This is a genomic window from Kocuria sp. U4B, from assembly GCF_054875615.1.
Genome location: NZ_CM142180.1, coordinates 1,247,386 through 1,274,381, shown reverse-complemented (window position 1 = coordinate 1,274,381; position 26,996 = coordinate 1,247,386). Strand labels below are relative to the sequence as shown.

The following is a 26,996-nucleotide window of genomic DNA, read 5'->3' as shown; positions in this document are numbered from 1 at the left end:
CTAGCCGATGGCCGTGCTGCCGTTGCGGCCCTCGAGCACCCGCTCGGAGGGCTTCTCGAAGTCCTCCGTGTCGTAGTCGCGGGCGATGTCCTCCATGAACCGCTGCCACTGGGCGCCGGCGTAGGTGGAGCCGTCCACCCACTCGGTGTCCGAGCCGCCGCGCTGGCCGCCGATGGACAGCCCGTTGAGGGACCGGGAGCCGAACTCGTAGTTGCCGACCCACGACGCCGTGGCCAGGCCGCGGGTGTAGCCGACCATCCAGGTCTGCGTGGAGTTGTCGGTGGTGCCGGTCTTCGCCGCGGAGGCCCCCGGCAGGCCGATGCCGCGCTTGTAGCCGGAGCCGCGCACGAGCACCTGCTCCAGGGCGTAGTTCACGCCGTCGGCCACGTCCTCGCTGATGACCTGCTCGCAGGAGGTCCCGGGGATGTCGTACTCCTTGCCGGTGTAGTCCACGACCTTCGCCAGGGCCCGGGGCTCGCACATCTCGCCGCGGTTGGCGAACGCCGAGTAGGCGCGGGCCATCGTCATGGGGGAGATGTCCACCGAGCCGCCGAGCAGCGCGGAGAGCACGGTGGTGTCCACCGGGTCGCCGGTCTTGCCGTTGACGATGCCCAGCGCCTGGGAGATCTCCCCGATGTGGCACAGGTCCATCTCCTCCGCCATCGCGTAGATCGCGGTGTTGATGGAGTTGTAGATGCCGTAGTCCACGGGCATGGACCGGGTGTAGCCGGGGGAGGCGTTCTGGATCTCGTAGCCCTGGGAGTTGTCCCCGGGCTCGATCTTGTAGCCGCCCTCGAGGCAGGAGGCGTCCCACCGGTAGTCCGCGGGCCACCGGGTCTGGGAGGCGTCGACGACGTCCTTGACGCCCTTGCCGTCGTCGATCCACGTGGCCAGGGTCAGCGGCTTGTAGGTCGAGCCGACCTGGAAGCCGCCGGCGCCGCCCATCCACGAGTCCACGTTGAAGTTGTACGTGGTGTTGGAGTCGCCCTCGCCCGTGGAGTAGTAGGTGTTCTGCGCCATGGCCACGATGTCGCCGTTGGAGGGCTCGAGGGAGACCAGCGCGGTGGAGACCTTGTCCGGGTTCTCGTCCCGCGGCTGCGTGCGGTTGACCTCCTCCTCGGCCGTGCGCTGGGCGTCGGCGTCGAGGGTGCTGGTGATCGTCAGCCCGCCGCGCTGGAGGGTCATGAGCCGCTCCTCGGGGGTCTCGCCGAAGGTGGAGTCCTGGAGGATGGCGTTCTCGACGTAGTCGCAGAAGTACGGGGCCATCTCGGCGGCCGAGCACCCGGAGTTCGTGGGGTGCAGGTCCACCTCGACCGGCTCGGCGACCGCGGCGTCGTGCTCCGCCTGGGTGATGGACCCGGTGAGGAGCATGGTGTCCAGCACGACGTTGCGCCGCTCCGTGGCGGCGGCGGGGTTCGCGGCGGGATCGTAGTAGTTGGGCGACTGGACCATCCCTGCCAGGACCGCCGACTGGGAGATCGTCAGCTCGGAGGCGGGGATGCCCCAGTAGTACTGGGCGGCGGCCTCCACGCCGTAGTTCTGCCCGCCGAAGAGCACCATGTTGAGGTAGCCCTCCAGGATCTGCTCCTTGGACAGCTCCTGCTCCATGGACAGCGCGAGCTTGATCTCCTTGATCTTGTCCGCGTAGCCCTTGTTGGCGCCCAGCGTGGACGCCTCCTCGCCCGCCCGGTCCTGGGCGTCGATGATGAGGTTGTTCACGTACTGCTGCGTGATCGTCGAGGCGCCCTGGCGGGCGTCCGGGCGGATGATGTTGTTGCCCAGCGCCCGGATGATGCCCTTGAGGTTCACCCCGCCGTGCTCGTAGAAGTCCCGGTCCTCGATGGACAGCAGCGCGTCCACCATGTGGGGGGAGATCTCCTGGAGCGGGACGGGCGTGCGGTTCTGCGCGTAGAAGGACGCGATCTCGGTCCCGTCGCGGGCGACGAGCGTGGAGGCCCGGGACATCGGCCCGGTCTCCATCTGCGCCGGGAGGTCCTTGAACCACCCGATCGAGGCGTTGGCGGCGAGGCCCGTGGCTGCTGCGGGGGGCACCAGGAGACCGGCGGCCACGATGCCGGCGACGATGCTGGTGGCGATGAACGCCACGACGTTGCCGAGGGCCGACGGTGCCTGCGAGGCAGAGTTCTTGCGGGAAGCCATTGGTGCAGTCTACAAGCGCAACCGTGGTGGACCCTGATGTGGGGACGGTCACGGGTGCCGCGCGCCCCGCCGCTGGTGGCTACGCTGGGCGCATGACTACCTGGGAATACGCCACCGTGCCGCTGATGATCCACGCGACCAAGCAGATCCTCGACAACTGGGGCCAGGACGGCTGGGAGCTCGTCACCGTCCTGCCCGGCTCGACCCCCGCCGACGTGCCCGCGGGCAACATGAACGCACCCGTCCAGACCAACCCCATCGCCTACTTCAAGCGGCCCACGAACTGACGCGGACCGGACCGCGCAGAGATCCCGGAGGACTTCATGAGCAACGGCTCCACCGTCGAATCCCGCCTCGCCGAGCTCGGCCTCGAGCTCCCTCCCGTGGCGGCCCCCGTGGCCGCCTACGTGCCCGCCGTGGTCACCGGCTCGTGGGTGCACACCTCGGGCCAGCTCCCGTTCGTGGACGGGGCGCTGCCCGCGACCGGCAAGGTCTCCGCCGACGGCGCGGAGGGGAGCGTCTCCCCGGAGACGGCGCACGAGCTCGCCGCCCGTGCCGCGCTCAACGCCGTGGCGGCCGTCAAGGACCGCATCGGCGACCTGGACCGGGTGGTCCGCATCGTCAAGGTCGTCGGCTTCGTCGCCTCCGACCCGGCCTTCACGGGCCAGCCCGGCGTGGTCAACGGCGCCTCCGAGCTGCTGGGCCGGATCTTCGGCGACGCGGGCGTGCACGCGCGCTCCGCCGTCGGCGTGGCGGTCCTGCCGCTCGACTCCCCGGTCGAGGTGGAGCTGGTTGCCGAGTTCAGCTGAGCACCCCGAGCGGACCTCGGGCACCGGCCGCCCGCCGGTGGTGCGGTACTTCGAGGTGCCGGAGCGCCACCGCGAGGCCGCGCAGGCGTGGCTGGAGCGCGGCGCCGGGATCCCGAGCAGCACGCCCGCCCCGGCGGCGGCGGTGGTGTTCGTCCGGGACGGGGAGCGCGGCGTCGAGACCCTGCTGACCTACCGCCCGGGCACGTCCCCGCTGGGCACCATCGGCTTCCCGGGCGGGATCGTGGAGGCCCACGACGACGACCCGCTCGACTGGGCCGGGCCGACCCCGGTCGAGTGGGCCCGCAGGCTGGGCACCGACGACGTCGGCCGCGCCCGCCGCGCCGTGGTCGCCGCCGCCCGCGAGGCCTTCGAGGAGACCGGGGTGCTGCTGGCCGGGGCCGACCCGATGAGCACGGTCGAGTCCGTGGAGGGCGCCGAGTGGATGCGCTCGCGCGAGGCGCTGGCGCTGGGGGACGTGTCCCTCGCCCAGGTGCTGGGCCGTCGCCGGCTCCTGCTGCGCTCCGACCTGCTCCGGCCCCTCGCGCACTGGGTGACCTCCGACTTCGTCCACCGCCGCTACGACATCCACTACTTCGCCGCAGTGGTCCCGGACGGGCAGGCCGCGTCCCTGCTCGAGTCCAGGGGCATCTGGGGGCGCTGGGTGGACGCCGGGCAGGCGACCGCCGAGCCCGGCGGCACGTGGCTCGGGGACCTCGTCGGCCAGGAGGACACCGCGGGCCGCCGGCTCGCGGACCTCGTCTCCCCGGGGGTCCAGTGCGTGCTCGAGTCGATCGCCGAGTGCTCCTCGGCGATCGCCTTCCTGGCCCGGAAGCGGACGGTCGCGCTGCGCAACCCGGTGCTCGAGGTGCGCGACGGACAGCCCGTGCTGCGCATCGACCTCTCCTGAGCCGCCCGCACCGCGGCCGCGCCGCACCCCGGACGCGCCACGGCCCGGGTCCCCGCGGGGACCCGGGCCGTGGCACGTGGCGGTGGGGGCGTCAGCGGCTGCGCTGCTTGAGCCGCTGCAGGTCCAGGATCACGACGGCCCGGGCCTCCAGCCGGATCCAGCCGCGCTGGACGAACTCGGCCAGGGCCTTGTTGACGGTCTCGCGGGAGGCGCCGACCAGCTGGGCGAGCTCCTCCTGGGTCAGCTCGTGCGCCACGAGGATCCCGTCGGTGGCCGGACGGCCGAAGCGGTCCGCCAGGTCCAGCAGGGCCTTGGCCACACGGCCCGGCACGTCGGAGAAGACCAGGTCCGCGAGGGACTCGTTGGTGCGCCGCAGCCGGCGGGCCAGCGCCTGCAGCAGCTGCGCGGAGACGTCCGGGGACCGCTCGATGACCTTCTTGAGGTTCTCGTGCTTGAGCCCGGCCAGGCGGGTCTCCGAGACCGCGGTCGCGGAGGTCGAGCGCGGGCTCGGGTCGAACAGCGCCATCTCGCCGAACAGCTCGCCGGGGCCCATGATCGCCACGAGGCTCTCGCGGCCGTCCGGGGCGGTGCGGCCGAGCTTGATCTTGCCGGAGACGATGAAGTAGAGCTGGTCGCCCGGGTCCCCCTCGTGGAACAGGGTGGAGCCGCGGGAGAGCTCCACCTCGGTGAGCTCCTCCGTCAGGGCGGCGAACGCCTGGTCGTCCAGGGACGCGAACAGGGGGGCGCGGCGGAGGACGTCGATATCCATGCTTCTCCTCAGGGTCTCGCCGTCGTCCGGGCGGGCCCGGCGGGGCGGTGTCAACGGGGGCCGTGCACGCACGTGTGAGCGGCCTAACGTACCTGACGTTCACTGTAGTGTCTCCGGCGCGCGATTCCCAAGGACGGGCCCCGGCCTCCGCGCGGCGGCGCTCCACGGTTCTCCCAGGCGCACTCCCTATGCTGGTGGCTCGTTCCCGCCCCGGCCGCGCCGACCCACCCAGAGGATGCCCATGCCCCCGTCCCTCAACCTGCTCGACGTCCTGCTCGTCGTCGTGCTGCTGGGCTACCTCTTCTACGGGTTCAGCCGCGGGTTCTTCAACTCCCTGTTCTCCCTGGCCGGCCTCGTGGTCGGGGCCGTGGCGGCGTTCTCGGCCGCCCCGTGGGTCAGCGCGCAGGTCGGGCCGCAGTACCGGGTGGGCGCGGTGCTCGCCACGGTGCTCGTCCTGCTCGTCGCCGGGCAGATGCTCGGCGGGGTCGTGGGCCGCGCCCTGTCGGCGGTGACCGAGCGGATGCGCCTGGGGCTGCTGAACCGGATCGCGGGGGCCGCGCTCGACGTCGCCGTGGCGGCGCTCGCGATCTCCCTGCTGGCCTCCCTGGTGGGCCAGCTCGGCCTGCCGGCCGTCTCCCAGCAGGTCGCGGCCTCCGCGGTGCTGCGCGCCATCGACGAGCACACCCCAAGCCCGGTGCGCTCCGCCGTCACCAGCGCCCGGGAGGCGGTCGACGGCGCCACCGGCATGCGGGAGCTCGACGCCCTGCTGTTCCCCGCGCAGGAGGCCCCGGCCGACGACGTGGACACGCCCGCCCTGGCCGAGGCGGGCCGCTCCGTGGTGCAGGTGTACGGGACGGCGGTCGCCTGCCGGCAGACCCAGACCGGCTCCGGGTTCGCCACCGCGCCGGGCCAGGTGGTCACCAACGCCCACGTGGTGGCCGGGGTGGACCAGCCCGTGGTCCAGACCCGGGACGGCCAGGTGCACCCCGCCGCGGTCGTCCACTACGACGCGGCCGCGGACCTCGCCGTGCTCTCCGTGCCGACGCTGCCGACGCCGGCGCTGCCCCTGGGCCAGGACCCGGCGCCGGGGGACCTGGTCGCGTTCATGGGCTACCCGCTGGGCGGGCCCTTCACCGCCGAGCCCGCCACCGTGCAGGGCACGGCGCTCGCGCCCCTGCAGGACGTGGGCGAGGGCGGGACGGGGGCCGTGGAGATCATCCAGCTGGCCGGGGCGGTGCAGCAGGGCAACTCCGGCGGCCCGCTGGTCGCGCAGGACGGGTCCGTGGTGGGCGTCGTGTTCGCCAAGGCCCTCGAGGGGCAGGTCGGCTACGCGCTCACCCTCGACGAGCTGCGCGGCGCGCTGGCCGCCGCGGCCGGCAGCACGCAGGCCGTGCCGACGGGGGCCTGCGCGGCCTGAGGCTCAGCCCTCCAGCGTGCGCAGCAGCCAGTCCACGGCCAGCTCGTAGCCGTACGCGCCCGCGCCGGCGATGACCGCGTCCGCCTGCAGGGAGACGTAGGACGTGTGCCGGAACGGCTCCCGGCGGTGGACGTTGGAGATGTGCACCTCGACGACGGGGACGTCGGCGGCCTCCAGGGCGTCGTGGATCGCGATCGAGTAGTGGGTGAACGCCGCGGGGTTGATGAGGATCGCCGCGCCCTGCGTGCGCGCCTCCTGGATCCGGTCCACCACGTCGCCCTCGTGGTTGGACTGGTGGAACGAGACCTCCCAGCCGCCGGCTGCGGCCCGGGCGCGGACGGCGGCCTCGATGTCGGCCAGCGTCGTCGTGCCGTAGACCTCGGGCTTGCGGGTGCCGAGCAGGTTCAGGTTGGGGCCGTTGAGCACGTAGATCGGTTTGCGCATGGCACCCATCCTCACACGCCGGCGCGCCGTCCCGTCCGCCGCCCCACCCGCCCGGACGCCTGCTCGAACGCCGGAGGGCGGCGTGCGGGCGGGGCCCCGGCCGGGTCCCCGCCCGCACGCCGCCCTCCGGGACGGCAGGCGCGCCTACTTGGCGAGCGAGTCCACGATCTGCTGCATGACGGTCTGGTCCGCGAGCGTGGTGACGTCGCCGACCGGGCGGTCCTCCGCCACGTCCTTGAGCAGGCGGCGCATGATCTTCCCCGAGCGGGTCTTCGGCAGCTCGGGGACGATGAGCACCTTCTTGGGCTTGGCGATCGGGGAGATCTCCTTGCCCACGTGGGCGCGCATCTCCTCGGCGAGCTCCGCCTTGTCCCGGCCCTCGGCCTCCGCCTGGTCCGACAGGATGACGAACGCGATCACGGCCTGGCCGGTCGTCTCGTCCGTGGCGCCCACGACGGCGGCCTCCGCGACCGCCGGGTGGGAGACTAGGGCGGACTCGATCTCCGGGGTGGAGAGGCGGTGGCCGGAGACGTTCATGACGTCGTCCACGCGGCCCAGGATCCACACGTCGCCGTCGGCGTCGCGCTTGGCGCCGTCCCCGGCGAAGTACATCTCGCCGAAGCGGGACCAGTAGGTGTCCACGTAGCGCTGGTCGTCGCCCCAGATGGTGCGCAGCATCGAGGGCCACGGCTCCCGGACCACCAGGAAGCCGGAGGCCTCGTTGCCGAGCGAGTGGCCGGCGTCGTCGACGACGTCGACCTTGATGCCCGGGATCGGGACCTGCGCGGAGCCCGGCTTCGCCACCGTCACCCCGGGCAGCTGGGAGATCATGATGGCGCCGGTCTCGGTCTGCCACCAGGTGTCCACGATCGGGCAGCGCCCGCCGCCGATCACGCGGTGGAACCAGGTCCAGGCCTCCGGGTTGATGGCCTCGCCCACCGTGCCGAGCACGCGCAGGGAGGAGAGGTCGTACTCGGCGGGGATCTCCTCGCCCCACTTCATCATGGTGCGGATCGCCGTGGGGGAGGTGTAGAGGATCGTCACGCCGTACTTCTGCACGATCTCCCAGAACCGGCCGCGGTGCGGGGAGTCCGGGGTGCCCTCGTAGATCACCTGGGTGGAGCCGTTGACCAGCGGCGCGTAGGCGACGTAGGAGTGGCCGGTGACCCACCCGACGTCGGCGGTGCACCAGTAGACGTCGGTCTCCGGCTTGAGGTCGAAGACGTTCTTGTGGGTGAACGCGCCCTGGGTGAGGTAGCCGCCGGTGGTGTGCACGATGCCCTTGGGCTTGCCCGTGGTGCCGGAGGTGTAGAGCACGAACAGCGGGTCCTCGGCGCCCTGCGCGGACGGGGTGTGCTCCGGGGAGGCCGCGTCGAGGGCCTCGTGCCACCACACGTCGCGGCCCTCGGTCATCTCGATCTCCGCCTCGTTGCGGCGCACCACGAGCACGTGCTGGACGGAGGCGCCGCCCTTGGACAGGGCCTCGTCCACGGCCGGCTTCAGCAGCGAGGGCTTGCCGCGGCGGAAGGAGCCGTCGGCGGTGACCACGAGCTTGGCCTCCCCGTCCTCGACGCGGGACAGGAGGGCGTCGGCGGAGAACCCGCCGAAGACCACGGAGTGGATCGCGCCGATGCGGGCGCAGGCGAGCATGGCGATGACCGCCTCGGCGATCATCGGCAGGTAGAGGGCCACGCGGTCGCCCTTGGCGACCCCGAGCGACTCCATGGCGTTGGCGGCCTTGGAGACCTCGTCCTTGAGCTGCGCGTAGGTGTAGCTGCGGCTGTCGCCGGGCTCGCCCTCGAAGTGGATGGCGACGCGCTCGCCGCGGCCGGCCTCGACGTGGCGGTCCACGGCGTTGTAGCAGGCGTTGAGGGTGCCGTCCTGGAACCACTTCGCGAACGGGGGGTTCGACCAGTCGAGGACCTCGGTGAACTCCTTGTCCCAGCTCAGCAGCTCCCGGGCCTGGCGGGCCCAGAACTCGGTGCCCTCCGCCTCGGCCTGCCGGTACAGCTCCGCGGTGGCGTTGGCCTGGGCGGTGAACTCGGCGCTGGGGGCAAAGGTCTTGGTCTCGACAGGAGTGGCGTCCGAAGCCATGTGGGGTTCCCTTCTCATGAGGCACCGCGCACGGGCCCCGGGGCCCCGGCGCCCGTGTCGCAGCTCACAAAGTGTCGATTTCACCCTAGACGATCGGCCCACCCGGTTCCACAGACCCACGCCGCACGCGGTCACGGAGCCGGAGCGGGCGCTCGCCCTAGAATCGGGGCATGGCCTCCTCCTCCGTGCCCCGTCCGCCCGCCCACCTGCGCGTGGTGGACCCCGCGAAGGCCCGGGCCGGTGCCGCGCGGCGCCGGCGGACGGGCCGGCCCGAGTCCCCGCTGGCGCGCAAGCGGCGGGCCCGGCGGATCAACGCGGTGCTCGCCGGGACGTACCCCTACGCGGTCGCCGAGCTGGACTTCGAGAACCCCTACCAGCTGCTCGTCGCCACCGTCCTCTCGGCCCAGACCACGGACGTGCGGGTGAACTCCGTGACCCCGCACCTGTTCGCCGCCTACCCGACGCCCCGGGCGCTGGCCGAGGCCGACGAGGCGCAGGTCCAGGAGGTGGTGCGGTCGCTGGGCTTCTACCGCGCCAAGACGCGCTCCATCCAGACGCTGGCCCAGAAGATCGTGGACGAGTACGACGGCGTGGTCCCCGGCCGGCTCGAGGACCTGGTGACCCTCCCGGGGGTGGGCCGCAAGACCGCCAACGTGGTCCTCGGCAACGCCTTCGGGGTGCCCGGCATCACGGTCGACACCCACTTCGGCCGCCTCGCCCGGCGCTTCGAGTGGACCGAGGAGGAGGACCCGGTCAAGGTCGAGCGCGACGTCGCGGCGCTGTTCGAGCCCAAGGACTGGACGGACCTGTCGCAGCGGCTCGTCTACCACGGGCGGCGCATCTGCCACTCGCAGCGCCCGGCCTGCGGGGTCTGCCCCGTCGCCGACCTGTGCCCGTCCTACGGGACGGGGCCCACGGACGCCGCCGAGGCGGCGGCGCTGCTCAAGTACGAGTTCGCCCCCGGCCGCGAGGAGCTGCTCGACGCGTACCTGGCGGGCCGCACCCGGGCGCAGCTGCGCGCCGACGGCTGGCCGCTGAGCTCGTGAGCGCGCCGGACGGGAACGGAACGGGCCCGGGCGACGCCTACCGGGACCTGCTGCGGGTGGCCCGCGAGGGCCACCGGCTGCGGATGGAGGACCGCGAGCCCTGGCGGATCGGGCGCATCGACGAGAACTACCGGCGCTCGGCGGTGCTCATCCTCTTCGGGGCGCTCGACGCCCTGCCCGCCCGCTCGCCCGAGCACGCCGCAGGGGTGGGCCGGGACCTCGACGTCCTGCTCGTCCAGCGGGCCGCGACCCTGCGCTCCCACCCCGGCCAGGTCGCCTTCCCGGGCGGCCGCCTGGACCCCGGGGACGGGGACCTGCACGAGCTGCTGAGCGTGCCCGGCGGCGAGGTCAGCGCGGCCCACGTGCGCGCCGCCCTGCGCGAGGCGCAGGAGGAGACGGGTCTGGACCCGCGGGGCGTCGAGGTGCTCGGCGCCCTGGCGCCCGTGCCCCTGCCGGTCTCGAACCACCTCGTCACCCCCGTGCTGGGCTGGTGGCGGGAGTCCTCCCCGGTCGACGTCGTCGACCACGCCGAGTCCTCGCTGGTCTTCCGCGTCCCCGTGCTCGACCTCGTCGACCCCGCCCGCCGGCACTACGCGAGCGTGACGCGGGGCCGGCAGACCTACCGCTCGCCCGCGTTCACCGTCCCCGTGGCGGGCACGGCGGAGACGGTGACGGTGTGGGGGTTCACCGGCGTGCTCCTGGACCGGGTGCTCGCCGCGCTGGGCTGGTCCGTGCCGTGGGACACGGCACGGGTCCTGCCCGCCCCGCTCTGAGCCCGCGGCCGGCGGCGCCCCCGCGCCGCGGCGCCGCCTCCCGTCGAGACGCGCCGTGCCGCCGACGGGGGGAACGGACTACGGTGGGGACTCCCGCGGTGCCCCGCGGCCCCGTCCTGCCGCCCCGCTCCCTGCACCCCGACCCCAGAGGAGGCCCCGGTGACCACGCCCCGCTCCGGCGCCGGCCGGCCCCGGCTCGCCGAGCAGCTCAGCGCCGCACGGCACCGCCGCGGCCTGTCGGTGCGCGCGCTCGCCGCGGCCTGCGGCCTGCCCGCGAGCACGATCCAGGGCTGGCTCAGCGGTGCGCACCTGCCCGGCCCCGCCCTGCGCCGCGAGTTCACCGTCCTGCTGGAAGCCCTCGGCCTGACCGAGGAGCGTCCCGCCGCGCAGTGGTGGGCGGACGTCAACCGCTCCCGCACCCCGGTCCAGCCGACGACCACCCCGTACGTCGGGCTGCGCGCCTACCGCCCCGAGGACGAGGCGCACTTCTTCGGGCGGGCCGCGGAGGTCGCGGAGCTGGGCGCCCGCGTCACCGCGCTCGCCGCGGCGGACGGCCCGCGCATCCTGGCCGTGGTCGGGGCCTCGGGGGCGGGCAAGTCCTCCCTGCTGGGCGCCGGCCTGCTCGGCCGGCTGCGCGCCGAGGGCCAGCCCCTGCACGGGTGGAGCGCCGTCACCACCACGCCGGGGCTCGACCCGCAGGAGCGCCTCTCCGGGGTCCTCACGGACGATCCCGACCTGCTCGTCGTCGACCAGCTCGAGGAGCTGTGGACGAGCTCCCCCGACCCCGAGCGCGCCGCGCGGTTCCTGGAGCGGCTGGCGGCCGCGGGCCGCGGGCGGGTGGTCGTGGTCGGGCTGCGCGCGGACTTCTTCGGCACCGCGAGCCGCCACACCGAGCTGCGCGCGGCCCTGGAGCGGCCCGTGCTCCTCGGGGCGCTCAGCCGCGAGCAGCTGCGCGGGATCGTCGTGGGCCCCGCCGAGGCGGTCGGCGCCCGCGTGTCCCCGGACCTGGTCGGGGTGGTCCTGCGGGACGCCGCCCCGCGCGGGACCGAGGTCGGGGTCGGGCTGCTACCCCTGCTGTCCCAGGCGCTGCTGGGCACCTGGGAGCACGCCCGCACCCGGGAGCTCACCGTGGCCGACTACCACGCGGCCGGCGGGATCACGGAGGCGCTGGACCGGCGGGCCGAGGAGGCCTACGCCGAGCTGGACCCGCACGAGCGCGAGGTGGCCCGCGCCGTCCTCCTGCGCCTCGTGCGCGTGGTCGGCACGGGCTCCTCCGCCACCGTGGTGCGCACCCCCGTGCTGCGGGAGGAGCTCCCGCAGGGCGGGGCGGCCGTGGTGGAGCACTTCGCCCGCGCCCGGCTGCTGACCATCGACCGGGACGAGATCCAGCTCGGCCACGAGGCCCTGCTGGACCACTGGTCGAGGCTCAACCGCTGGATCGAGGACAGCCGCCGCGACCTCTACGTCCGCCAGCAGCTGCAGCGCGCCACCCAGATGTGGCTGGCCAACGACCGCGACCCCCTCGCGCTGATCCCGCTGGGGCAGCTGGCGTCCTTCCGGGACTGGACCGGGGACCCCCGCCAGCAGGCCCTGCTCAGCCCGGCCGAGCGCGAGTACCTCGAGGAGAGCGAGCGCCACTACGACGACGCCCTGGCGCGCCAGCAGCGCAGCGCCCGCGAGATCGAGCGCCGCGGCCGCGTGGCCCTCGTCCTGCTGGCCCTGGCCGTGTGCGCCGCCGTGGTCGCCGGGGTGCTGGGGGTGCGGGCCGAGCGCTACCAGGCCGCCGCCGAGGACGCCCGCGACGAGGCGCTCTCCCGCCAGACGGCGCTGGAGGCCTCCCGGATCCGCGGGGAGACGCCCGACCTCGCCGCGCAGCTGAGCCTGGCGGCCTACCGCATCGAGCCCACGCGCGAGGGGATCTCCGCGCTCGTCGACGCGACCGCGGTGGCCAGCCCCGAGCGCCTGATCGGGCCGGAGGGGGCCTCCCGGCTCGCGGCCCTGGACGACGGGTCGGTGGTCGCCCGCGCCGCCGGTGACGGCACGCTGTCCGTGTGGCGCGGCACCGGGCGCCTGGACACGGGGCGGGAGGACGTCGCCGTGGTCGACGACGACCCGGGGCTGCGGGACGTCGACCTGGTGGTCCGGGACGGCCGCGTTCTCGCCGCAGTGGCGGGGGAGGGCCACGTCAGCCTCTGGGACGTCACGGAGCAGCCCGCGCAGCGGCTGGGCGACGCCGCGGTGGACGCGGACACGCCGGTCAACGCCGTGGTCCTCTCCCCGGACGGGCGGCAGCTGCTGGCCGGCGGGGCGGGCGAGGTCCTGCGGTGGTCGCTCGAGGACCTGCGGGCCCCCGGCGCCCTCCCGCCCCTGGAGCTCGACGACCCCGGCGCCGTCACCGCGCTCGCCGCCGCGGCCGACGGCACCGTCTACGTGGGCGGGGCCGCCACCGGCATTGACCGGTTCGCCGCCGGGGAGCGCCAGCCGCGCCGCCTCGAGCGGGTCCCGACCGGGCGCCAGGTGCTGTCCCTGGACCTCGCCGGCGACGGGGAGCGGCTGGCCGCGGGCCTGGCCGCCCGCGAGCTGCGGCTCTTCGAGGTCTCCGGGGACCGCGTCACGGAGGCCGGGGTCATCGGGGGCTTCGACAGCTGGGTCAGCGACGTGAACTTCTCGGCGGACGGCGAGCGCATCGTCTCCGCCAGCTACGACCAGCACGCCTACGTCCACCGGCTCGCCGACCGGTCCACGGTCGACGTCTACCCCACCCCGTCGCGCGTGACGAGCGCCCTGGGCGTGGGGGACCGGGTGCTGACGACCTCCCAGGACGGGACCACGCGGGCATGGGACCGGTACGGGCCGGTCGTCCAGCGCCGCGGCGAGCCCGTCTACCAGCTCTCGACCGACCGGGACCACACCGTCCTGAGCGTGGTCGGCGTCGGCGAGGACGTCGTCTCGCTGCTGGACCTCACCGGGGAGCACCCCCGGCAGCTGCCCGCCCCGCAGGCACCGCGCGGGGAGTCCCTGTGGTTCGCCGGCGCCGTCGCCCCCGACGCCTCGTTCGTGGCGGGGGGCACGGAGGACGGGGACCTCCTCGTGTGGCCCCTCGAGGACGGGCGCCCCGGCGAGCCCACGCGGACCCCGGCCCTCGACGCCGCGATCACGGGCGCCGGCATCACCGCGGACGGCACCACCCTGGCGGCGTGGTCGGAGGTCGGCACCGAGGTCGCGCTGCTGCGCCGGGCCGGGGACGGGACCGTCCGGCGGGTGGCCGCGCTACCGGTGGCCGGCACGGAGGCCGCCCAGTTCCACCCCTCCGGGCGGCTGCTGGCGGCGGCCGACGACACGGGGCACGTCACCCTGTGGGACGTCGCCGACCCGCAGGCGCCGCGGCGGAGCGCGACCCTCCGGTTCGACTCCGTGGTCACCTCGCTGGCGTTCTCCCCGGCCGAGGAGCTCATGGCGGTGGGCACCGAGAGCGGGCGGGTGCACCTGTGGGACGTCACGGACCCGGCCGCACCCCGCTCCGTCGCGCAGGCCGCCGACGCGCTGTCCTCCGTCAAGGGGATGCAGTTCTCGCCCGACGGCGCGAGCCTGGCCGGTGCCGCGGGGGACAAGTTCGTGTGGATGTGGGAGGTCGGGGACGGCGGCATCGAGGTCGTCGGGGCCCTGTCCGCGTCCGGGGAGCGGATGAACGACGTCCGCTTCGCCGGGGACCGCCTGATCGCCGCGGGCGACGACGGCGTGGTCCGCAGCTGGATCGTCGACGCCGACACCGCCGCCGCCCACGTGTGCGCGCACCGCGGGGACCCCGTCACGGAGACCGAGTGGGGACGGCACGTGCCCGGTGCGCCCTACCGGCCGCTGTGCTGAGCGCCGTTCACTTCGCGTCCGCGTAGGACGCCACGACCGCCACGCTCACCGGGAACTCCACCGGGATCCGCCCGAAGACGATCCGTCCCGCCTGCTCAGCGCAGCCGCGGACCAGGTCGGAGGCCCGGGCGGCGTCCGCCTGCGCGCAGTGCAGGACGATCTCGTCGTGCAGGAAGAAGACGAGCTCGGCGTCGAGGCCCTCCCGGGCCAGGGCCGAGCGGATGCTGCCCATCCAGCACATCGCCCACTCCGCCGCGGTGCCCTGCACCACGAAGTTGCGGGTGAAGCGGCCCTGGCCGCGGGCCATCGCCCCGGCCCGGCGCTCGGCCTCCGCGGTCGCGGTATCCCGCTGGGCGGCCTCCCACGCCGGTCCCGGCGGCGGTGACCACCGGCCGAGGTGCGTGCGCACCTGCCCGCCCGTCTCCCCGACGCGGGCCGCGCGCTCCACGTAGTCCACGGCCCGCGGGAACATCCGGGCGAGGTGCGGCATCAGCCGCCCGGACTGGCCGGTCGTCGCCCCGTACATCGCCCCCAGCATGGCGACCTTCGCCTGCGGGCGCTCGGTGAGCTCCGTGCCGCGCTCCTCGCCCAGGTCCGCGATCGCCTGGTAGAGGTCGCGCCCGTGGGAGGCCGCGGCCAGGGCGTCGTCGTGGGCCAGGGCCGCGAGCACGCGCGGCTCGAGCTGGGCCGCGTCGGCGACGACGAGCACGCGGCCCGGGTCGGCGCGCACGGCGTCCCGCACCACGTGCGGGATCTGCAGGGCCCCGCCGCCGCGGGCCGCCCACCGGCCCGTGACCACGCCGCCCACCACGTACTCCGGGTGGAACCGGCCCTCCCGCACCCAGGTGTCCAGCCAGTGCCAGCCGTTGGCGCTGAGCAGCCGCGCCTGCTTCTTGTGCTCCAGGACCGGCTCGATCAGCTCCTGGCGCTGCGCGGCGAGCCCCGGCACGGCGCGCGCCCACTCCACGAGCTCCCACTGCCGCGTGCTCGTGACGTCCACGCCCGCGGCCCGCAGGGCCTTGAGCAGCTCCTGCGGGGAGTCCGGGTTCAGCCCCGGCGCGTGGAGGACCTCCCGCAGCCGCCGGACGGTGCGCTCCATCTTCTCCGGACGCTCCCCCGGCGGGGGCTCCGGGCCCAGCGCGGCCTCCAGGAGCGCGCGGTGGACGTCCTCCCGCCACGGCACCCCCGCGTGCTGCATCTCGGCCGCGATCAGCGCCCCCTGCGACTCGGCGGCCAGCAGGAGGGTCATCCGGCGCGGGTCCGCCGCCCCCGCCACCGCGGCCAACTGGGCGCGCAGCTCGGCGGCGAGCTCCGCCGTGCCCGGGCCGGCCGCCCGCGGCAGGTCGAAGAGGCTCGACTGGCCCGGCGCGGGCCGCGGCGGCGGCAGCAGGCCGGGCGCCTCGTCGCCGGGCAGCGGGGCCAGGGCCGGGCGGTAGGGGAGGGGACCGCCGGTCCCCGAGCCGTGGGCGGTGGCGGCGGTCGCGAGGATCGCCTGGCACAGGCGCAGGTCGTGGCAGCGCTCCACGCGCACGCCCGCCGCGAGCAGCTCAGGGTAGAGCCCGGCCGTCCGCTCCCACGTCCAGCGCGGCGGGGTCGTCCCGGCGCGGCGGGCGGACTCCTCCCGCTCGGCGACGAACGCCGCGAGCTCCCCCGCGGGCACGACGAGCTCCGCCCCGGCCGGCGTGCCGGCGCCCGTCAGGAGCTGGGCCCGGTGGCCGTCCCCGCCGTCCGGCGCCGTTCCCATCACGATGTGCACGAGGCCATTGTCCTGCACGGGTCCGTCATCGTATGGTGCCCCGGCCCCCGGACTGCACACGGACCCGCGGCGGCGCGGGGCGCGGTGTCCCGTCCACATCGGCCGGCCCGTCCGGCCGGGCGCGCGGCCGCGCCCCGAGAGTGGGCCCATGAGCACCGCATCCCACCTCCCCGCCGGACCGGGCGCGTCCCCGGCCCCCGCCCGCCGCCGCACCGTGCGGCTCGTCAGCGACGACGCCGCCCTGCGCGCCACGGTGGAGCGCGTCTGCGCCTCGGCCGGTGCCGAGCTGCTGCCGGACCCGCCCGCCGTCCTCGCCGGCGGACCGCCCGCGGCGCGGGCACCGGCTGCGGACACCGACCTGGTGGACGTGCGCCGGGCCGTGCCCGGGCACCTCCGGGCGGGCGCGGTGCTGCTGGGCCGGCCCGAGGACGCCGGGCTGTGGGACCGCGCCGCCGAGCTCGGCGGCTGCGCCGTGGCCGTGCTCCCGGACGCCGCGGCGTGGCTGGCCGACCGGCTCACGCCCGCCCTGGCCGGTGCAGCCGGGCCCGGCCGCACCGGGCGGGTGCTCGGCGTCCTCGGGGCCGTCGGCGGCGCGGGCGCCTCCACGCTGGCGTGCTGGCTGGCCGACCGCGCGGCGCGCGAGGAGCGGCCGGCCGTGCTCGTGGACGCGGACCGGGACGGCTGCGGCATCGACGTCCTGCTCGGGCTCGAGGACCAGGACGGCCTGCGCTGGCCGGACCTGCTGCGGATCGCCGGGGCCGTGCACGCGCAGCAGCTGTGGCCCGCCCTGGCGGCGAGCGGCCGCCTGCGCTGGCTCTCGTGGGACCGGTCGCTGCCGGACCCCTCGCTGCCCGAGGGAGCCCCCGCCCCGTACCCGGCGGTGCTCGAGGCGCTGCGCCGGGCCGCGGCCGTCGTGGTCGTGGACCTGGGGCGGGCGGGGCCCCGGGCGGCGGAGACCGCCGCCCTGTGCGACGAGGTGCTCGTGGTGGCGCCGCGGACGGTGCGCGGCGTTCTGGCCGCCCGCCGGGCCGCCGAGCTGCTGACGGGTGTCCCGGCGCGGCTCGTGCCGGCCGGGCTCAACGTCGCCGACCTCGACGACGCCCTCGCCGCGACCACGACCGGCCTGGCCGTCGCGGGCTCGGTGCGCTTCGACGGCTCCGTGCCGGAGGCCGCCGAGACGTGCGGGCTGCTCGCGGCGGGCCGCTCCCGCCGCCCCGCCCGGGACGTCGCCCGCCTGCTCGAGGCCGTGGGGGTGGCCCCGTGAGCGCGGCGGCCGGCGAGCCGGACGCCGCGCTGCTGGACGACGTCCGCGACCGGCTGCTCTCCCGGCCCGGACCGGTCACGGACGCCGACATCGCGGAGGCCGTGCGCGCCAGCGGACGGGTCCTGGGCGCGGCCGGCACCCTGCACGCCGTGGGCGCCGTCCGCGCGGAGCTCACCGGCCTGGGGCCGCTGGAGCCGCTGCTGCCGCACCGCGGCCTCACCGACGTCTACGTCAACGGGCCCGACCAGGTGTGGATCGAGACCCAGGACGGCGTGCGCCGGGTGGCCTCGCCCTTCGGCTCGGACGCCGACGTCCGCGCCCTGGCCGTGCGGCTCGTGACCGCCGCCGGGCGCCGGCTCGACGCCGCCCACCCGTGCGCGGACGTCCAGACGGCCGCCGGCTACCGCGTGCACGCGGTGCTCCCGCCGATCTCCACGGGCGGGACGCTGCTGTCCGTGCGCTTCCGCAGCGCCGCGACCCTGTCCCTGCAGGACCTCGTGGCCGCCGGGACCGTCCACCCCGACATGGCCCAGCTGCTCGTCGGGGCGGTGCAGTCCCGGGCCAGCTTCCTGGTCAGCGGGGCGACCGGGGCGGGGAAGACCACCGTGCTCAACGCCCTGCTCTCCGGCGCGCCGGCGCACGAGCGGCTCGTGCTCATCGAGGACGCCGCCGAGCTGCGCCCCGAGCACCCGCACGTGGTCGGCCTGCAGGCCCGGCACGCCAACACGGAGGGGGCGGGACGGATCGACCTGGCGCAGCTCGTGCGGGAGGCCCTGCGGATGCGCCCGGACCGGCTCGTGGTGGGGGAGTGCCGCGGAGCCGAGGTCCGCGAGCTGCTCACGGCCCTGAACACCGGACACGCGGGCGCCGGCACCGTCCACGCCAACTCCGCCGACGCGGTCCCGGCCCGGCTCGCGGCCCTCGGCGCGCTCGCGGGGATGAGCCGGGAGGCGGTCGCCCTCCAGGCGGGCAGCGCCCTGGACCTCGTGGTCCACGTCGCCCGCACCGGCGGGCGCCGGCAGGTGCGGGCCCTGTCCCTGCTCGAGGAGCGGGACGGGGTCCTCGGCACGGTGCCCGCGGCCCTCCAGCACGACGGCCGGGTCCGTCCCGGGCCGGGGTGGGACGCCCTGTGCGCGGTGCTGGACCGCTCGCTCGCCCCGCGCGCAGCGGCCCCGGGAAGGTCCTCGTGAGCGCCGCCCTCGTAGCGGGCCTGGCCCTGGGGCTGTGCCTGGGGGCCGCGCTGCTCACCGGTGTCCCCGCCGACCGGCTGCGCACCGGCACACCGCGCGCCCGGCGGGCGGCCGGCGACGGCCCGGTGGCCGGGCTGCGCTCCCGGTTCTCCCGCGACGCCGCCGCGGAGGCGGCCGAGTGGGTCGGCCTGCTCCGTCGGCTCGCGGCGCTGCTGGAGGCCGGCCGGTCCCCGGCCGACGCCTTCGACGGCGCTCGTCCCTGCGGCCCCCGGGGCGCGGCCACCCCCACCGCCCGGCACGTCGGGCGGGTCTGCGCGTCCGTCGCGGCGGCGGCCCGCCTCGGCCTGACCGCCTCGGCGGCGCTGGCGGCCGCACCGGCCCCGGCCCTGGCCCACCGGGCCCTCGAGCGGCGCGCGGTCGCCACCGCGGCCGAGCTCGCCCTGTGCTGGGAGGTCTCCGAGCGCACCGGCGCGCCCCTGTCGGGCCTGCTCGAGGGCCTCGCGGACGCCCTCGAGGCGGAGCTGGACGCCGACGCCGCCCGCAGCAGCGCCCTGGCCGGGCCCCGCTCCACCGTCCGCATCCTGTCCTGGCTGCCCGCGCTCGGCATCGGGCTGGGGATCCTCATGGGGGTCGACCCGCTGGGCACGCTGCTGACCACCGGGTGGGGGCTCGCCGCTCTCGCCGCCGGCGCTGCGCTCACGGCCGCCGGCCGGACGTGGACCCGGGCGCTGATCGCCCGGGCGGAGGCGGTGGGGGCACGATGACCGTCCTCGCCGCGCCGGCCACGGGCCTGCTCCTGTTCGCCGCGGCGGCGGTGGTCCTGCTCCCGCCGCGGCGCCTCACCCCCGCGCGGCCGTCCACGGCGCGCTCCCGCCCGCCGCAGCCCTGCGTGTCCGCGGGCGTGCTCGTGGAGCTGACCGCCTCGATGCTCGACGCCGGGCTGCCGCTGGCAGAGGCCGTGGCCGTGCTGGCCGGGACCCGTGAGGGAGCGACCGGAGCCGTCCTGGGCGGCGTGGGGTCGGGGCTGCGGCTGGGTCTGCCGTGGGAGACCGCCTGGTCCTCGGCGGGGCACCTCCCGCCGCACCTGGAGGACTACCGGCAGGCCCTGTCCTTCGCCGCGACCTCGGGAGCTCCCTCGGCCCGCAGCCTGCGCTCCCAGGCCGCGCAGGTGCGGCGCGCCGCGTACCGGCGCGCCGAGCGCGCCGCCGAGGCGCTGTCCGTGCAGCTCGTCCTGCCGCTGGGACTGTGCTCCCTGCCGGCCTTCGTCTGCTGGGGCGTGCTGCCGGTCGTGATGGGCCTCGTCCCGGAGGTGTTCCGATGACCGGCCGTCCCCTTCCCGGCCGGAGCCGCGGCCCTCCTCGGCCCCGACCGCGCTGCGCGCTGCGCCGCGCGCCGACCCGTCCGATGTCCACCGATCCGACCACCCCACCACCCCGCACCGGAAGGCCCCACCATGTCCCAGCACCAGCCCACCCTCCCGTCCGCCACCGCCGGATCCCTCGACGGCGCCGTCGCCGCCGCACCCGCCGCGGAGCCCGCGGCCGCCGAGGCGGTCGTCCCGTCCCGCCGGCTGCTGTCGGCGGCCGACGCCGACCTCGGCGCGAGCACCGTGGAGTACGCCATGGTCGTCCTGGCGGCCGCCGCGTTCGGCGGCGTCATGGCCGCCGTCCTGGCCTCCGGCCAGGTCCGCGAGCTGCTCACCGCGATCATCACCAAGGCGCTGAACGTCTAGCGCCGCCGCCCGGTGGGGGCGCGGGGACGGTCCCGCGCCCCCACCGGGCCCGTCCTCCGTCACCGCCGCCACCCGCGAGGAGCTCCCCGTGATCCTGCTCTGCCCGCCGCCGGCACCGGCCCCCGTGCCCCCCGGCGTCCCACCGTCCCGCTCCCCGTCCTCCCGGTGCGGGCCGTGCCGCCGCGCCGGCGCCCACCGTGCCGGGCCCGACAACGGCGCCGGGCCCGACAACGGTGCCGCGCCCGACGGCGGCGCCGTCACCGCCGAGACGGCCGTGCTCCTGCCGGGGCTCGTGCTGCTGCTCGCCGTGCTCCTCGCGGCCGCGGCCGCGGGCATGACCCTGATCCGCTACGAGGAGGCGGCGCGGGCCTCCGCCCGGGCCGCGGCGCGCGGCGAGAGCGCCGCCGCCGTCCGGGCTGCGGCCGCCCGGGTGGCCGGGGACGACGCCGCCGTGCGGCTGGCCGACGGTCCCGGCACGGCCACGGTCACCGTGACCGGACCCGCCCCCGGCGTCCTGGGCACCTGGGGCGGCTGGCAGCTGCGCGCCGAGGCGTCCGCCAGCACGGAGTCCTCCGGCCCCGAGGGTCCCGGCGGGTCCGGTGGCTGAGCGCGCGCGCCCCGGCGCCCGGGACCGCGGCAGCGCCACCGTCCACGCGCTGACGCTGACGATGCTGCTGGGCGTGCTGCTGCTCGCCGTGCTCCTGCTGGCCCAGGCCGGGATCGCCACCCACCGGGCGGGCAAGGCCGCGGACCTCGCCGCGCTCGCCGCCGCCGACGTCGCCCGCGGACTGGTCGCCGGCGATCCCTGTGCGACGGCCGCCCGCGTCGCCCGGGACAACGGGGCAGCGCTGGAGCTGTGCCGCCCGCTCGAGCCGGAGCGCGTCGTCGTGGACGTGCGGACCAGCGTCGGGCTCCGCGGGCCCCTCGCGCGGCTCGGTCCCGCGGTCGGGGTCTCGCGGGCGGGCCCGCCCGAGGCGGCCCCGTGACCGACCGGGCCCGGCCCGCTCAGGAGGCGGCGCGTGCCGGGTCGGCCGGGGCGCCGACCAGCAGCGCGTCGATCAGCTTCACCGCGCCCTGCTTGTCCAGCGGGTTGTTGCGGTTGCCGCACTTGGGCGACTGCACGCACGAGGGGCACCCGTGCTCGCACTCGCAGGCCGAGATCGCGTCCCGGGTCGCGCGCAGCCACGCCCGCGCGGTGTCGTAGCCGCGCTCGGCGAAGCCCGCGCCGCCGGGGTGACCGTCGTAGACGAAGACCGTGGGCAGCTCCGTGTCGGCGTGCAGGGCGGTGGACAGCCCGCCCACGTCCCACCGGTCGCACGAGGCCACCAGCGGCAGCAGGCCGATCGCGGCGTGCTCGGCCGCGTGCAGGGCGCCGGGCACGTCCGGCTCCTCGATCCCCGCGGCGGCCATCACCTGCTGCGGCACCGTGAACCACACGGACTTCGTGAACAGGTCGCGGGCCTCCAGCTCGAGCGGCTCCTCGCCGAGCACCTCGTTGGAGATCACCGCCTTGCGCTGGAACGAGACGACCTTCGTCGTCACCTGGACCTGCCCGAAGTGGGCGGTCACCGGGCCCCAGCGCTCCGTGCGCTCCTCGGCGACCACCGTGACCTGGGTGATGTCGCGGGCCGTCGTGTAGAAGTCCGGGTGGGCGCGGGTGACCGCGGCGTAGGAGTCGGCCTCGTTGAGCTCGTCCACGATGTAGGTGCGCCCCTGGTGGACGTACACCGCCCCGGGATGCGCCTGGTAGTGCGACTGGGGCGAGTCCATCGTGCCGAGGACCATGCCGGTGTCCGTCTCGATGATCCGGATCGGCCCGCCGCCGTCGGAGCGCAGCGAGACCATCCCGGCCGCGGACTGCGGGTCGGTCCAGAACCAGCCGGTGGGCCGGTGGCGCAGGTGCCCGCTGCGCACGAGGGAGTCCAGCACCTCGGCGGCCGTGGGTCCGAACGCGGCGACCTCCTCGGCCCGCAGGGGCTGCTCGGCGGCCGCGGCGCACAGGTGCGGGGCGAGCACGTACGGGTTGGACGGGTCGAAGACGGTGGCCTCCACGTCCACGTCGAAGATCGCCTCGGGATGGTTGACGAGGTACGTGTCGAGGGGGTCGTCACCGGCCACGAACGCCGCCAGCGCCTCCTGCCCGGCCCGGCCGGCGCGGCCGATCTGCTGGAAGAAGGACGCCCGCGTGCCCGGCCACCCTGCGACGACCACGGCGTCCAGGCCCGCGACGTCGATGCCGAGCTCGAGCGCCGAGGTGCTCGCGATGCCCAGCAGCCGCCCGTCCCGCAGGGCCTCCTCGAGGGCCCGGCGCTCCTCGGGGAGGAACCCGGAGCGGTAGGCCGCCACCCGGTGCGCCAGCGAGGGGTCGACCTCCTCGAGCTGGCGGTGGGCGATCTGGGCGATCGTCTCGGCGCCGCGCCGGGACTTGATGAACGCGATCGTGCGGACCCGGTGGAGCACCAGGTCGGTGAGCATGTCGGCGGCCTCGGCGACGGCCGTGCGCCGCACCGGGGCGTCGTTCTCGCCCGCCCCACCGGTCTGCTCGGGCTCCCACAGCACCACGGTGACGGGCCCGTGCGGGGAGAAGTCGGTGGTCACCGGGGTGACGTCCACCTGCGCGGCGCCGATGAGCCGCGCGAAGGAGGCGTGCGGCCCGGACGACGTCGCGGACGCCCCGATGAACACCGGGTCGGCCCCGTACCGGCGGCAGATCCGGCGCAGCCGGCGCATCAGGTTGGCCACGTGCGACCCGAAGACCCCCCGGTAGGAGTGCGCCTCGTCGATCACCACGTACTTCAGCCGGCGGAAGAACCGGGACCACCGCGCGTGGTTGGGCAGCACCCCGTAGTGCAGCATGTCCGGGTTGCACAGCACCACGTCCGCGTGGTCGCGCACCCAGCGGCGCTCGCCGGGGTCGGTGTCGCCGTCGTAGGTCGCGGCGCGCAGGGTCGGCAGCCCGAGCGCCTCCAGCCCCTTGAGCTGGTCGGCCGCCAGGGCCTTGGTGGGGGAGAGGTAGAGGGCGGTCGCCTCGTCGGGGTGGTGGACCGTCCCGGGGTGCGCCAGGGCGGCGAGGCGGCCGCGGTGCACGGCGTCGGCCACGGGCGCCTGATAGGCCAGGGACTTCCCCGACGCCGTCCCCGTGGCGACCACCACGTGGCGGGGGGCCAGCATGGCCTGCACCTGGTGCAGGTAGGGCCGGTGCACGCCGAGCCGCTCGTAGGCGGCGACCACGTCCGGGTGCAGGTGCTCCGGCCACGGCGCGGTGACGGCGTCCCGGTCGGGGAGCTCCCGGACGTGGCGCACCTGCTCCGGCGCGTCGCCGCGGCCGAGCAGCGGGATCAGGGAGGCGTGGTCGGAGGACGGCACCGGTTCATTGTGCCACCGCCGCCGGTCCTCGCGGCCCCCTCGGGGAAGGGGGCCGGCCCTCTCCCCGCAGCCGTCCGCGCGTCGGCTGCGAGGGGGAGCAGCAGGAGCAGGAAGCTCGGAAGGTCTCGGACGGCCCCGTGCACCACAGCACCGAACAGGTCATGTGCATTTCCGAACAAGACTCTGTTCGAAAATGTTTGACTTCCCCGGTGCCGGACCGGACACTGGATTCGGCCCGACCACCGCGAACGGAGACCCCGTGCCCGAGCTGCTGCCCGAGGAGCGCCGGCGCGCGATCCTGGACCGGGTGCGCGCCGCCGGCGCGGTCCGCGTCTCGGACCTCGCGGCGGAGCTCGGCGTCTCCGACATGACCGTCCGGCGGGACCTGGACCGGCTCGCACGGGACAGCGAGCTGCAGAAGGTGCACGGTGGCGCGAGGCTGCCGGCCGGCTCCTCGGCGGCCGAGCCGGGGTTCACGCACAAGGCCGAGCTGCAGCTGCCGGAGAAGGCCGCGATCGCCGCGGCGGCCGGGTCGATGGTGGAGCCGGGGATGTCGGTGTCGCTGAACTCGGGCACCACTACCTACGCCCTGGCCCGGACGCTGCGCGGGACTCCGGACCTCACCGTGGTGACGAACTCTCCGCGCATCGCCGGGGTGCTCTACGACGCCCCTGCCCCCCGGCAGACCGTGGTGCTCCTCGGCGGGATCCGGACCCCCTCCGACGCCCTGGTGGGCCCGCTGGCGACCGCGGCCCTGCGGACGCTGCACGTGGACCTGTGCTTCCTGGGGGTGCACGGGCTGTCCGAGCGGGACGGGCTGACCACGCCGAACATGATGGAAGCCGAGATCAACCGCCTCTTCCTGGAACGCTGCGACCGCGGCGTGGTGCTGGCCGACTCCACCAAGTGGGGCCTGGCCGGCCTCCACCGCATCGCCGGCCTCGAGGAGGTCGACGCCGTCGTCACCGACGCCGGCCTCGCCCCGGCCTCGAGGGAGATCCTCGCCCAGCACGTCCCCGACCTGCGACTGGAGCCCGTCCGATGACCTCTTCCGCCCCCGCCGAGCGCGCCGCTGCACCACTGGTCGCGCACCGGACCCATCACCTGGCCGACGGCCGGGAGGCCGTGTTCTTCGCCGACCGCGGGTCCCGGCCGGTCGAGCACGTCGAGGACCGCCGGCCGCTGGACGCCCGGTCGGGCCACGGCGAGGTGCGCTTCGACCGGCTGACCGGGGAGTGGGTGGCCGTGGCCGCCCACCGGCAGGCCCGCACCTACCTGCCCCCGGCCGACCAGTGCCCGCTGTGCCCGTCCCGCGACGGCCGGGACTCCGAGATCCCGGCCGGGGACTTCGACGTCGTCGTCTTCGAGAACCGCTTCCCGTCCCTGGGCCCAGACCTCGGTGAGCTGCCGGCGCCCGGGCCGGCAGAGGAGCGGGCGCTGTGGGGCACTCCGTCGCCCGCCTACGGGCGCTGCGAGGTCGTGGTGTTCACCCCCGACCACCACGGTTCCTTCGCGTCCCTTCCCTTCGAGCGGACGCGCACCGTGGTCGAGGCCTGGGCCCAGCGCACCGAGGCCCTGTCCGCGCTGGAGGGCGTCCGGCACGTGTTCCCCTTCGAGAACCGCGGCGAGCAGATCGGGGTGACGCTGCACCACCCGCACGGGCAGATCTACGCCTACCCCTATCCCGCCCCGCACGCCGCCCGGCTGGCCGCCCGCTCCCGGGCGCACCTGGAGCGGACCGGGCGGGCGCTGATGGGGGAGCTGCTGGCCGACGAGGCCGCCGCGGGGGAGCGGATGGTGCTCGAGGGGCGGCACTTCTCCGCCTTCGTGCCCTACGCCGCGCGCTGGCCGCTGGAGGTCCACCTCGTCCCGCACCGCCGGGTCCCCGACCTCGCGGCCCTGACGGGGGAGGAGCGCGACGAGCTCGCCGTGGTCTACCAGGACCTGGTCCGGCGCGTGGACCGGCTCTACGCGACCCCGACCCCCTACATCGCCGCCTGGCACCAGACGCCCGTGAACACGGCCGACCGCGCGGCCGGCTGGCTGCACCTGCAGCTGACGAGCCCGCGCCGGGCCGAGGACAAGCTGAAGTTCCTGGCCGGCTCGGAGGCCGCCATGGGCGCGTTCATCAACGACGTCACCGCGGAGCAGACCGCCGCACGGCTGCGGGAGGCAGGACGATGACCGCCGAGCAGATCGACCACCACGAACACGCCCGGGCCGGAGACCTCACGCGCCGGTTCACCGAGGTCTACGGCCACGCCCCGGACGGGGTGTGGCGGGCCCCGGGGCGGGTGAACCTCATCGGGGAGCACACCGACTACAACGACGGCTTCGTGCTGCCCTTCGCCATCGACCGCGCGGCGATGGTCGCCGTGCGGCTGCGCCGCGACGGCGGGGCCGGCCACGACGTCGTGGCGCTGGCCTCCACCTACGCCCCCGACGGGGGCGGGCTGTCCCGGGCCGGGTTCCGGGTCGCCGACCTCTCCCCCGGCTCCGTGGCCGGCTGGGGCGCGTACCCGGCCGGGGTGGCGCAGGTCCTGGGGACCCTGGACGGGGTGGAGGTGCCCGGTTTCGAGCTGCTGCTCGACTCGACCGTGCCGGTGGGCGCGGGGCTGTCGTCGTCGCACGCCGTGGAGGTCGCCACGCTCGTGGCCCTCGACGACCTGCTGGGCCTGGGCCTGGACCGTCCGGCGATGGCCCGGCTGACCCAGCGGGCGGAGAACGAGTTCGTCGGCGCACCCACCGGGATCATGGACCAGTCCGCCTCCCTGATGGGCCGGGCGGGCGGGGCCCTGTTCCTGGACTGCCGCACCCTGGACGCAGAGGTCGTGCCCCTGCCGCTGGCCGGGCACGGGCTGGCCGTGCTCGTCGTCGACACGAAGGTGGCCCACTCCCACGCCGACGGCGGCTACGGCGCCCGCCGCGCCTCCTGCGAACGGGGTGCGGCCGCCCTGGGGGTCACCACCCTGCGCGACGTGGCCGACGACGCCGACCTCGGGGTGCTCGACGAGGAGACGGGCCGGCGGGTCCGCCACGTGCTCACCGAGAACGCGCGCGTGCTCGAGACCGTGCAGCGCCTGCGGGCCGGGGACGTCGCCGGGATCGGGGAGCTGCTCGCCGCCTCCCACGTCTCCCTGCGGGACGACTACGAGGTCTCCTGCCCCGAGCTGGACCTCGCCGTCGAGGCCGCAACGGGCGCCGGCGCGGTGGGGGCCCGGATGACGGGCGGCGGCTTCGGGGGCAGCGCGATCGCGCTGGTCCGGGCCGCGGAGGCGGACCGGGTCGCCGCCGCCGTGGCCGAGGCCTTCGCGCGGGCGGGCCACCGGGCGCCCGCGACGTTCGTGGTCGCCCCCGCGCAGGGCGCCGGGCGCGTGCGGTGAGCCCCCGCCCGGGACCGGG

General features: G+C 76.0%; 23 protein-coding genes. 17 read left to right on the top strand and 6 right to left on the bottom strand.

Annotation, left to right across the window (positions count from 1 at the left end; genetic code table 11):
* Complete coding sequence (locus tag ACYSMR_RS06005) at positions 1–2,160, bottom strand: transglycosylase domain-containing protein (RefSeq protein ID WP_461747654.1); 2,160 nt, start codon at positions 2,158–2,160, stop codon at positions 1–3.
* Positions 2,161–2,252: 92 nt separating this feature from the next.
* Between ACYSMR_RS06005 and ACYSMR_RS06000 the strand changes: the two genes are divergently transcribed.
* The 3 genes from ACYSMR_RS06000 to ACYSMR_RS05990 are packed head-to-tail and all read left to right on the top strand — an operon-like array spanning position 2,253 to position 3,876.
* Positions 2,253–2,447: a DUF4177 domain-containing protein gene (locus tag ACYSMR_RS06000; RefSeq protein WP_251333914.1), complete on the top strand. Its 195-nt coding sequence runs from the start codon at positions 2,253–2,255 to the stop codon at positions 2,445–2,447.
* Between the two features lie 36 nt (positions 2,448–2,483).
* Complete coding sequence (locus tag ACYSMR_RS05995) at positions 2,484–2,969, top strand: RidA family protein (protein ID WP_251333915.1); 486 nt, start codon at positions 2,484–2,486, stop codon at positions 2,967–2,969.
* On the top strand, positions 2,953–3,876 hold the full coding sequence (locus ACYSMR_RS05990) for an NUDIX hydrolase (RefSeq protein ID WP_461747653.1): 924 nt from the start codon (positions 2,953–2,955) through the stop codon (positions 3,874–3,876). The genes ACYSMR_RS05995 and ACYSMR_RS05990 overlap by 17 nt, the downstream gene beginning before the upstream one ends.
* Before the next feature lie 91 nt (positions 3,877–3,967).
* On the opposite strand, the gene ACYSMR_RS05985 is transcribed toward ACYSMR_RS05990, so the two are convergent.
* Positions 3,968–4,645 (bottom strand): Crp/Fnr family transcriptional regulator, encoded by a 678-nt coding sequence (locus ACYSMR_RS05985; protein WP_251333917.1) that lies wholly within the window; start codon positions 4,643–4,645, stop codon positions 3,968–3,970.
* A gap of 241 nt (positions 4,646–4,886) precedes the next feature.
* On the opposite strand from ACYSMR_RS05985, the gene ACYSMR_RS05980 reads away from it, so the two are divergent.
* Positions 4,887–6,062, top strand: coding sequence for a MarP family serine protease (locus ACYSMR_RS05980; RefSeq protein ID WP_461747652.1), 1,176 nt, complete (start codon positions 4,887–4,889; stop codon positions 6,060–6,062).
* A gap of 3 nt (positions 6,063–6,065) precedes the next feature.
* Here the strand turns inward: ACYSMR_RS05980 and aroQ are convergent, their stop codons facing one another.
* Both aroQ and acs read right to left on the bottom strand, forming a co-directional pair.
* Complete coding sequence (aroQ, locus tag ACYSMR_RS05975) at positions 6,066–6,506, bottom strand: type II 3-dehydroquinate dehydratase (protein WP_309126649.1); 441 nt, start codon at positions 6,504–6,506, stop codon at positions 6,066–6,068.
* Between the two features lie 144 nt (positions 6,507–6,650).
* Positions 6,651–8,600, bottom strand: a complete 1,950-nt coding sequence (acs, locus tag ACYSMR_RS05970) for an acetate--CoA ligase (protein WP_461747651.1) — start codon at positions 8,598–8,600, stop codon at positions 6,651–6,653.
* Between the two features lie 170 nt (positions 8,601–8,770).
* On the opposite strand from acs, the gene nth reads away from it, so the two are divergent.
* The 3 genes from nth (at position 8,771) to ACYSMR_RS05955 (ending at position 14,286) form a co-directional block, all read left to right on the top strand.
* Positions 8,771–9,646, top strand: a complete 876-nt coding sequence (gene nth / locus ACYSMR_RS05965; protein ID WP_309126766.1) for an endonuclease III — start codon at positions 8,771–8,773, stop codon at positions 9,644–9,646.
* Positions 9,647–9,729: 83 nt separating this feature from the next.
* Positions 9,730–10,419, top strand: a complete 690-nt coding sequence (locus ACYSMR_RS05960; protein ID WP_251333959.1) for an NUDIX hydrolase — start codon at positions 9,730–9,732, stop codon at positions 10,417–10,419.
* 159 nt (positions 10,420–10,578) lie between these two features.
* Positions 10,579–14,286: an nSTAND1 domain-containing NTPase gene (locus ACYSMR_RS05955; RefSeq protein ID WP_461747650.1), complete on the top strand. Its 3,708-nt coding sequence runs from the start codon at positions 10,579–10,581 to the stop codon at positions 14,284–14,286.
* A 7-nt stretch (positions 14,287–14,293) separates the two neighbouring features.
* Here the strand turns inward: ACYSMR_RS05955 and ACYSMR_RS05950 are convergent, their stop codons facing one another.
* Positions 14,294–16,042: a bifunctional 3'-5' exonuclease/DNA polymerase gene (locus ACYSMR_RS05950; protein ID WP_461747649.1), complete on the bottom strand. Its 1,749-nt coding sequence runs from the start codon at positions 16,040–16,042 to the stop codon at positions 14,294–14,296.
* A gap of 148 nt (positions 16,043–16,190) precedes the next feature.
* Between ACYSMR_RS05950 and ssd the strand changes: the two genes are divergently transcribed.
* The 7 genes from ssd to ACYSMR_RS05915 all read left to right on the top strand — a co-directional run bounded on the left by ssd (position 16,191) and on the right by ACYSMR_RS05915 (position 21,214).
* Positions 16,191–17,306: a septum site-determining protein Ssd gene (gene ssd / locus ACYSMR_RS05945; protein ID WP_461747648.1), complete on the top strand. Its 1,116-nt coding sequence runs from the start codon at positions 16,191–16,193 to the stop codon at positions 17,304–17,306.
* Positions 17,303–18,496: a TadA family conjugal transfer-associated ATPase gene (locus ACYSMR_RS05940; RefSeq protein WP_461747647.1), complete on the top strand. Its 1,194-nt coding sequence runs from the start codon at positions 17,303–17,305 to the stop codon at positions 18,494–18,496. The genes ssd and ACYSMR_RS05940 overlap by 4 nt, the downstream gene beginning before the upstream one ends.
* Positions 18,493–19,260: a type II secretion system F family protein gene (locus ACYSMR_RS05935; RefSeq protein WP_461747646.1), complete on the top strand. Its 768-nt coding sequence runs from the start codon at positions 18,493–18,495 to the stop codon at positions 19,258–19,260. Before ACYSMR_RS05940 ends, ACYSMR_RS05935 begins: the two co-directional genes overlap by 4 nt.
* Entirely contained in the window at positions 19,257–19,817 is a 561-nt protein-coding gene (locus ACYSMR_RS05930; RefSeq protein ID WP_461747645.1) for a type II secretion system F family protein, read from the top strand. Before ACYSMR_RS05935 ends, ACYSMR_RS05930 begins: the two co-directional genes overlap by 4 nt.
* Positions 19,818–19,949: 132 nt before the next feature.
* Entirely contained in the window at positions 19,950–20,228 is a 279-nt protein-coding gene (locus ACYSMR_RS05925) for a DUF4244 domain-containing protein (protein ID WP_309058230.1), read from the top strand.
* An 88-nt stretch (positions 20,229–20,316) separates the two neighbouring features.
* Positions 20,317–20,835: a TadE family type IV pilus minor pilin gene (locus tag ACYSMR_RS05920; protein WP_461747644.1), complete on the top strand. Its 519-nt coding sequence runs from the start codon at positions 20,317–20,319 to the stop codon at positions 20,833–20,835.
* The gene (locus ACYSMR_RS05915) at positions 20,828–21,214 is read left to right on the top strand and encodes an Rv3654c family TadE-like protein (RefSeq protein ID WP_461747643.1); all 387 of its coding nucleotides are present in this window, start codon (positions 20,828–20,830) and stop codon (positions 21,212–21,214) included. The genes ACYSMR_RS05920 and ACYSMR_RS05915 overlap by 8 nt, the downstream gene beginning before the upstream one ends.
* A gap of 19 nt (positions 21,215–21,233) precedes the next feature.
* On the opposite strand, the gene ACYSMR_RS05910 is transcribed toward ACYSMR_RS05915, so the two are convergent.
* Positions 21,234–23,594: a DEAD/DEAH box helicase gene (locus ACYSMR_RS05910; RefSeq protein WP_461747642.1), complete on the bottom strand. Its 2,361-nt coding sequence runs from the start codon at positions 23,592–23,594 to the stop codon at positions 21,234–21,236.
* Positions 23,595–23,853: 259 nt separating this feature from the next.
* On the opposite strand from ACYSMR_RS05910, the gene ACYSMR_RS05905 reads away from it, so the two are divergent.
* From ACYSMR_RS05905 to galK, 3 genes are read left to right on the top strand one after another with little or no spacing between them, the layout of a single operon-like run.
* Complete coding sequence (locus ACYSMR_RS05905; RefSeq protein ID WP_461747641.1) at positions 23,854–24,639, top strand: DeoR/GlpR family DNA-binding transcription regulator; 786 nt, start codon at positions 23,854–23,856, stop codon at positions 24,637–24,639.
* Positions 24,636–25,778 (top strand): galactose-1-phosphate uridylyltransferase, encoded by a 1,143-nt coding sequence (gene galT / locus ACYSMR_RS05900; protein ID WP_461747640.1) that lies wholly within the window; start codon positions 24,636–24,638, stop codon positions 25,776–25,778. The genes ACYSMR_RS05905 and galT overlap by 4 nt, the downstream gene beginning before the upstream one ends.
* Entirely contained in the window at positions 25,775–26,977 is a 1,203-nt protein-coding gene (gene galK, locus ACYSMR_RS05895) for a galactokinase (RefSeq protein WP_461747639.1), read from the top strand. The genes galT and galK overlap by 4 nt, the downstream gene beginning before the upstream one ends.
* The last annotated feature ends 19 nt before the right edge of the window (positions 26,978–26,996 follow it).

Bases quoted from the DNA above. Each gene is read 5' to 3' on its own strand.
- ACYSMR_RS06005 (WP_461747654.1), bottom strand. From the start codon at position 2,160: ATGGCTTCCCGCAAGAACTCTGCCTCGCAGGCACCGTCGGCCCTCGGC.
- ACYSMR_RS06000 (WP_251333914.1), top strand. From the start codon at position 2,253: ATGACTACCTGGGAATACGCCACCGTGCCGCTGATGATCCACGCGACC.
- ACYSMR_RS05995 (WP_251333915.1), top strand. From the start codon at position 2,484: ATGAGCAACGGCTCCACCGTCGAATCCCGCCTCGCCGAGCTCGGCCTC.
- ACYSMR_RS05985 (WP_251333917.1), bottom strand. From the start codon at position 4,645: ATGGATATCGACGTCCTCCGCCGCGCCCCCCTGTTCGCGTCCCTGGAC.
- ACYSMR_RS05980 (WP_461747652.1), top strand. From the start codon at position 4,887: ATGCCCCCGTCCCTCAACCTGCTCGACGTCCTGCTCGTCGTCGTGCTG.
- aroQ (WP_309126649.1), bottom strand. From the start codon at position 6,506: ATGCGCAAACCGATCTACGTGCTCAACGGCCCCAACCTGAACCTGCTC.
- acs (WP_461747651.1), bottom strand. From the start codon at position 8,600: ATGGCTTCGGACGCCACTCCTGTCGAGACCAAGACCTTTGCCCCCAGC.
- nth (WP_309126766.1), top strand. From the start codon at position 8,771: ATGGCCTCCTCCTCCGTGCCCCGTCCGCCCGCCCACCTGCGCGTGGTG.
- ACYSMR_RS05960 (WP_251333959.1), top strand. From the start codon at position 9,730: ATGGAGGACCGCGAGCCCTGGCGGATCGGGCGCATCGACGAGAACTAC.
- ssd (WP_461747648.1), top strand. From the start codon at position 16,191: ATGAGCACCGCATCCCACCTCCCCGCCGGACCGGGCGCGTCCCCGGCC.
- ACYSMR_RS05930 (WP_461747645.1), top strand. From the start codon at position 19,257: ATGACCGTCCTCGCCGCGCCGGCCACGGGCCTGCTCCTGTTCGCCGCG.
- ACYSMR_RS05925 (WP_309058230.1), top strand. From the start codon at position 19,950: ATGTCCCAGCACCAGCCCACCCTCCCGTCCGCCACCGCCGGATCCCTC.
- galT (WP_461747640.1), top strand. From the start codon at position 24,636: ATGACCTCTTCCGCCCCCGCCGAGCGCGCCGCTGCACCACTGGTCGCG.
- galK (WP_461747639.1), top strand. From the start codon at position 25,775: ATGACCGCCGAGCAGATCGACCACCACGAACACGCCCGGGCCGGAGAC.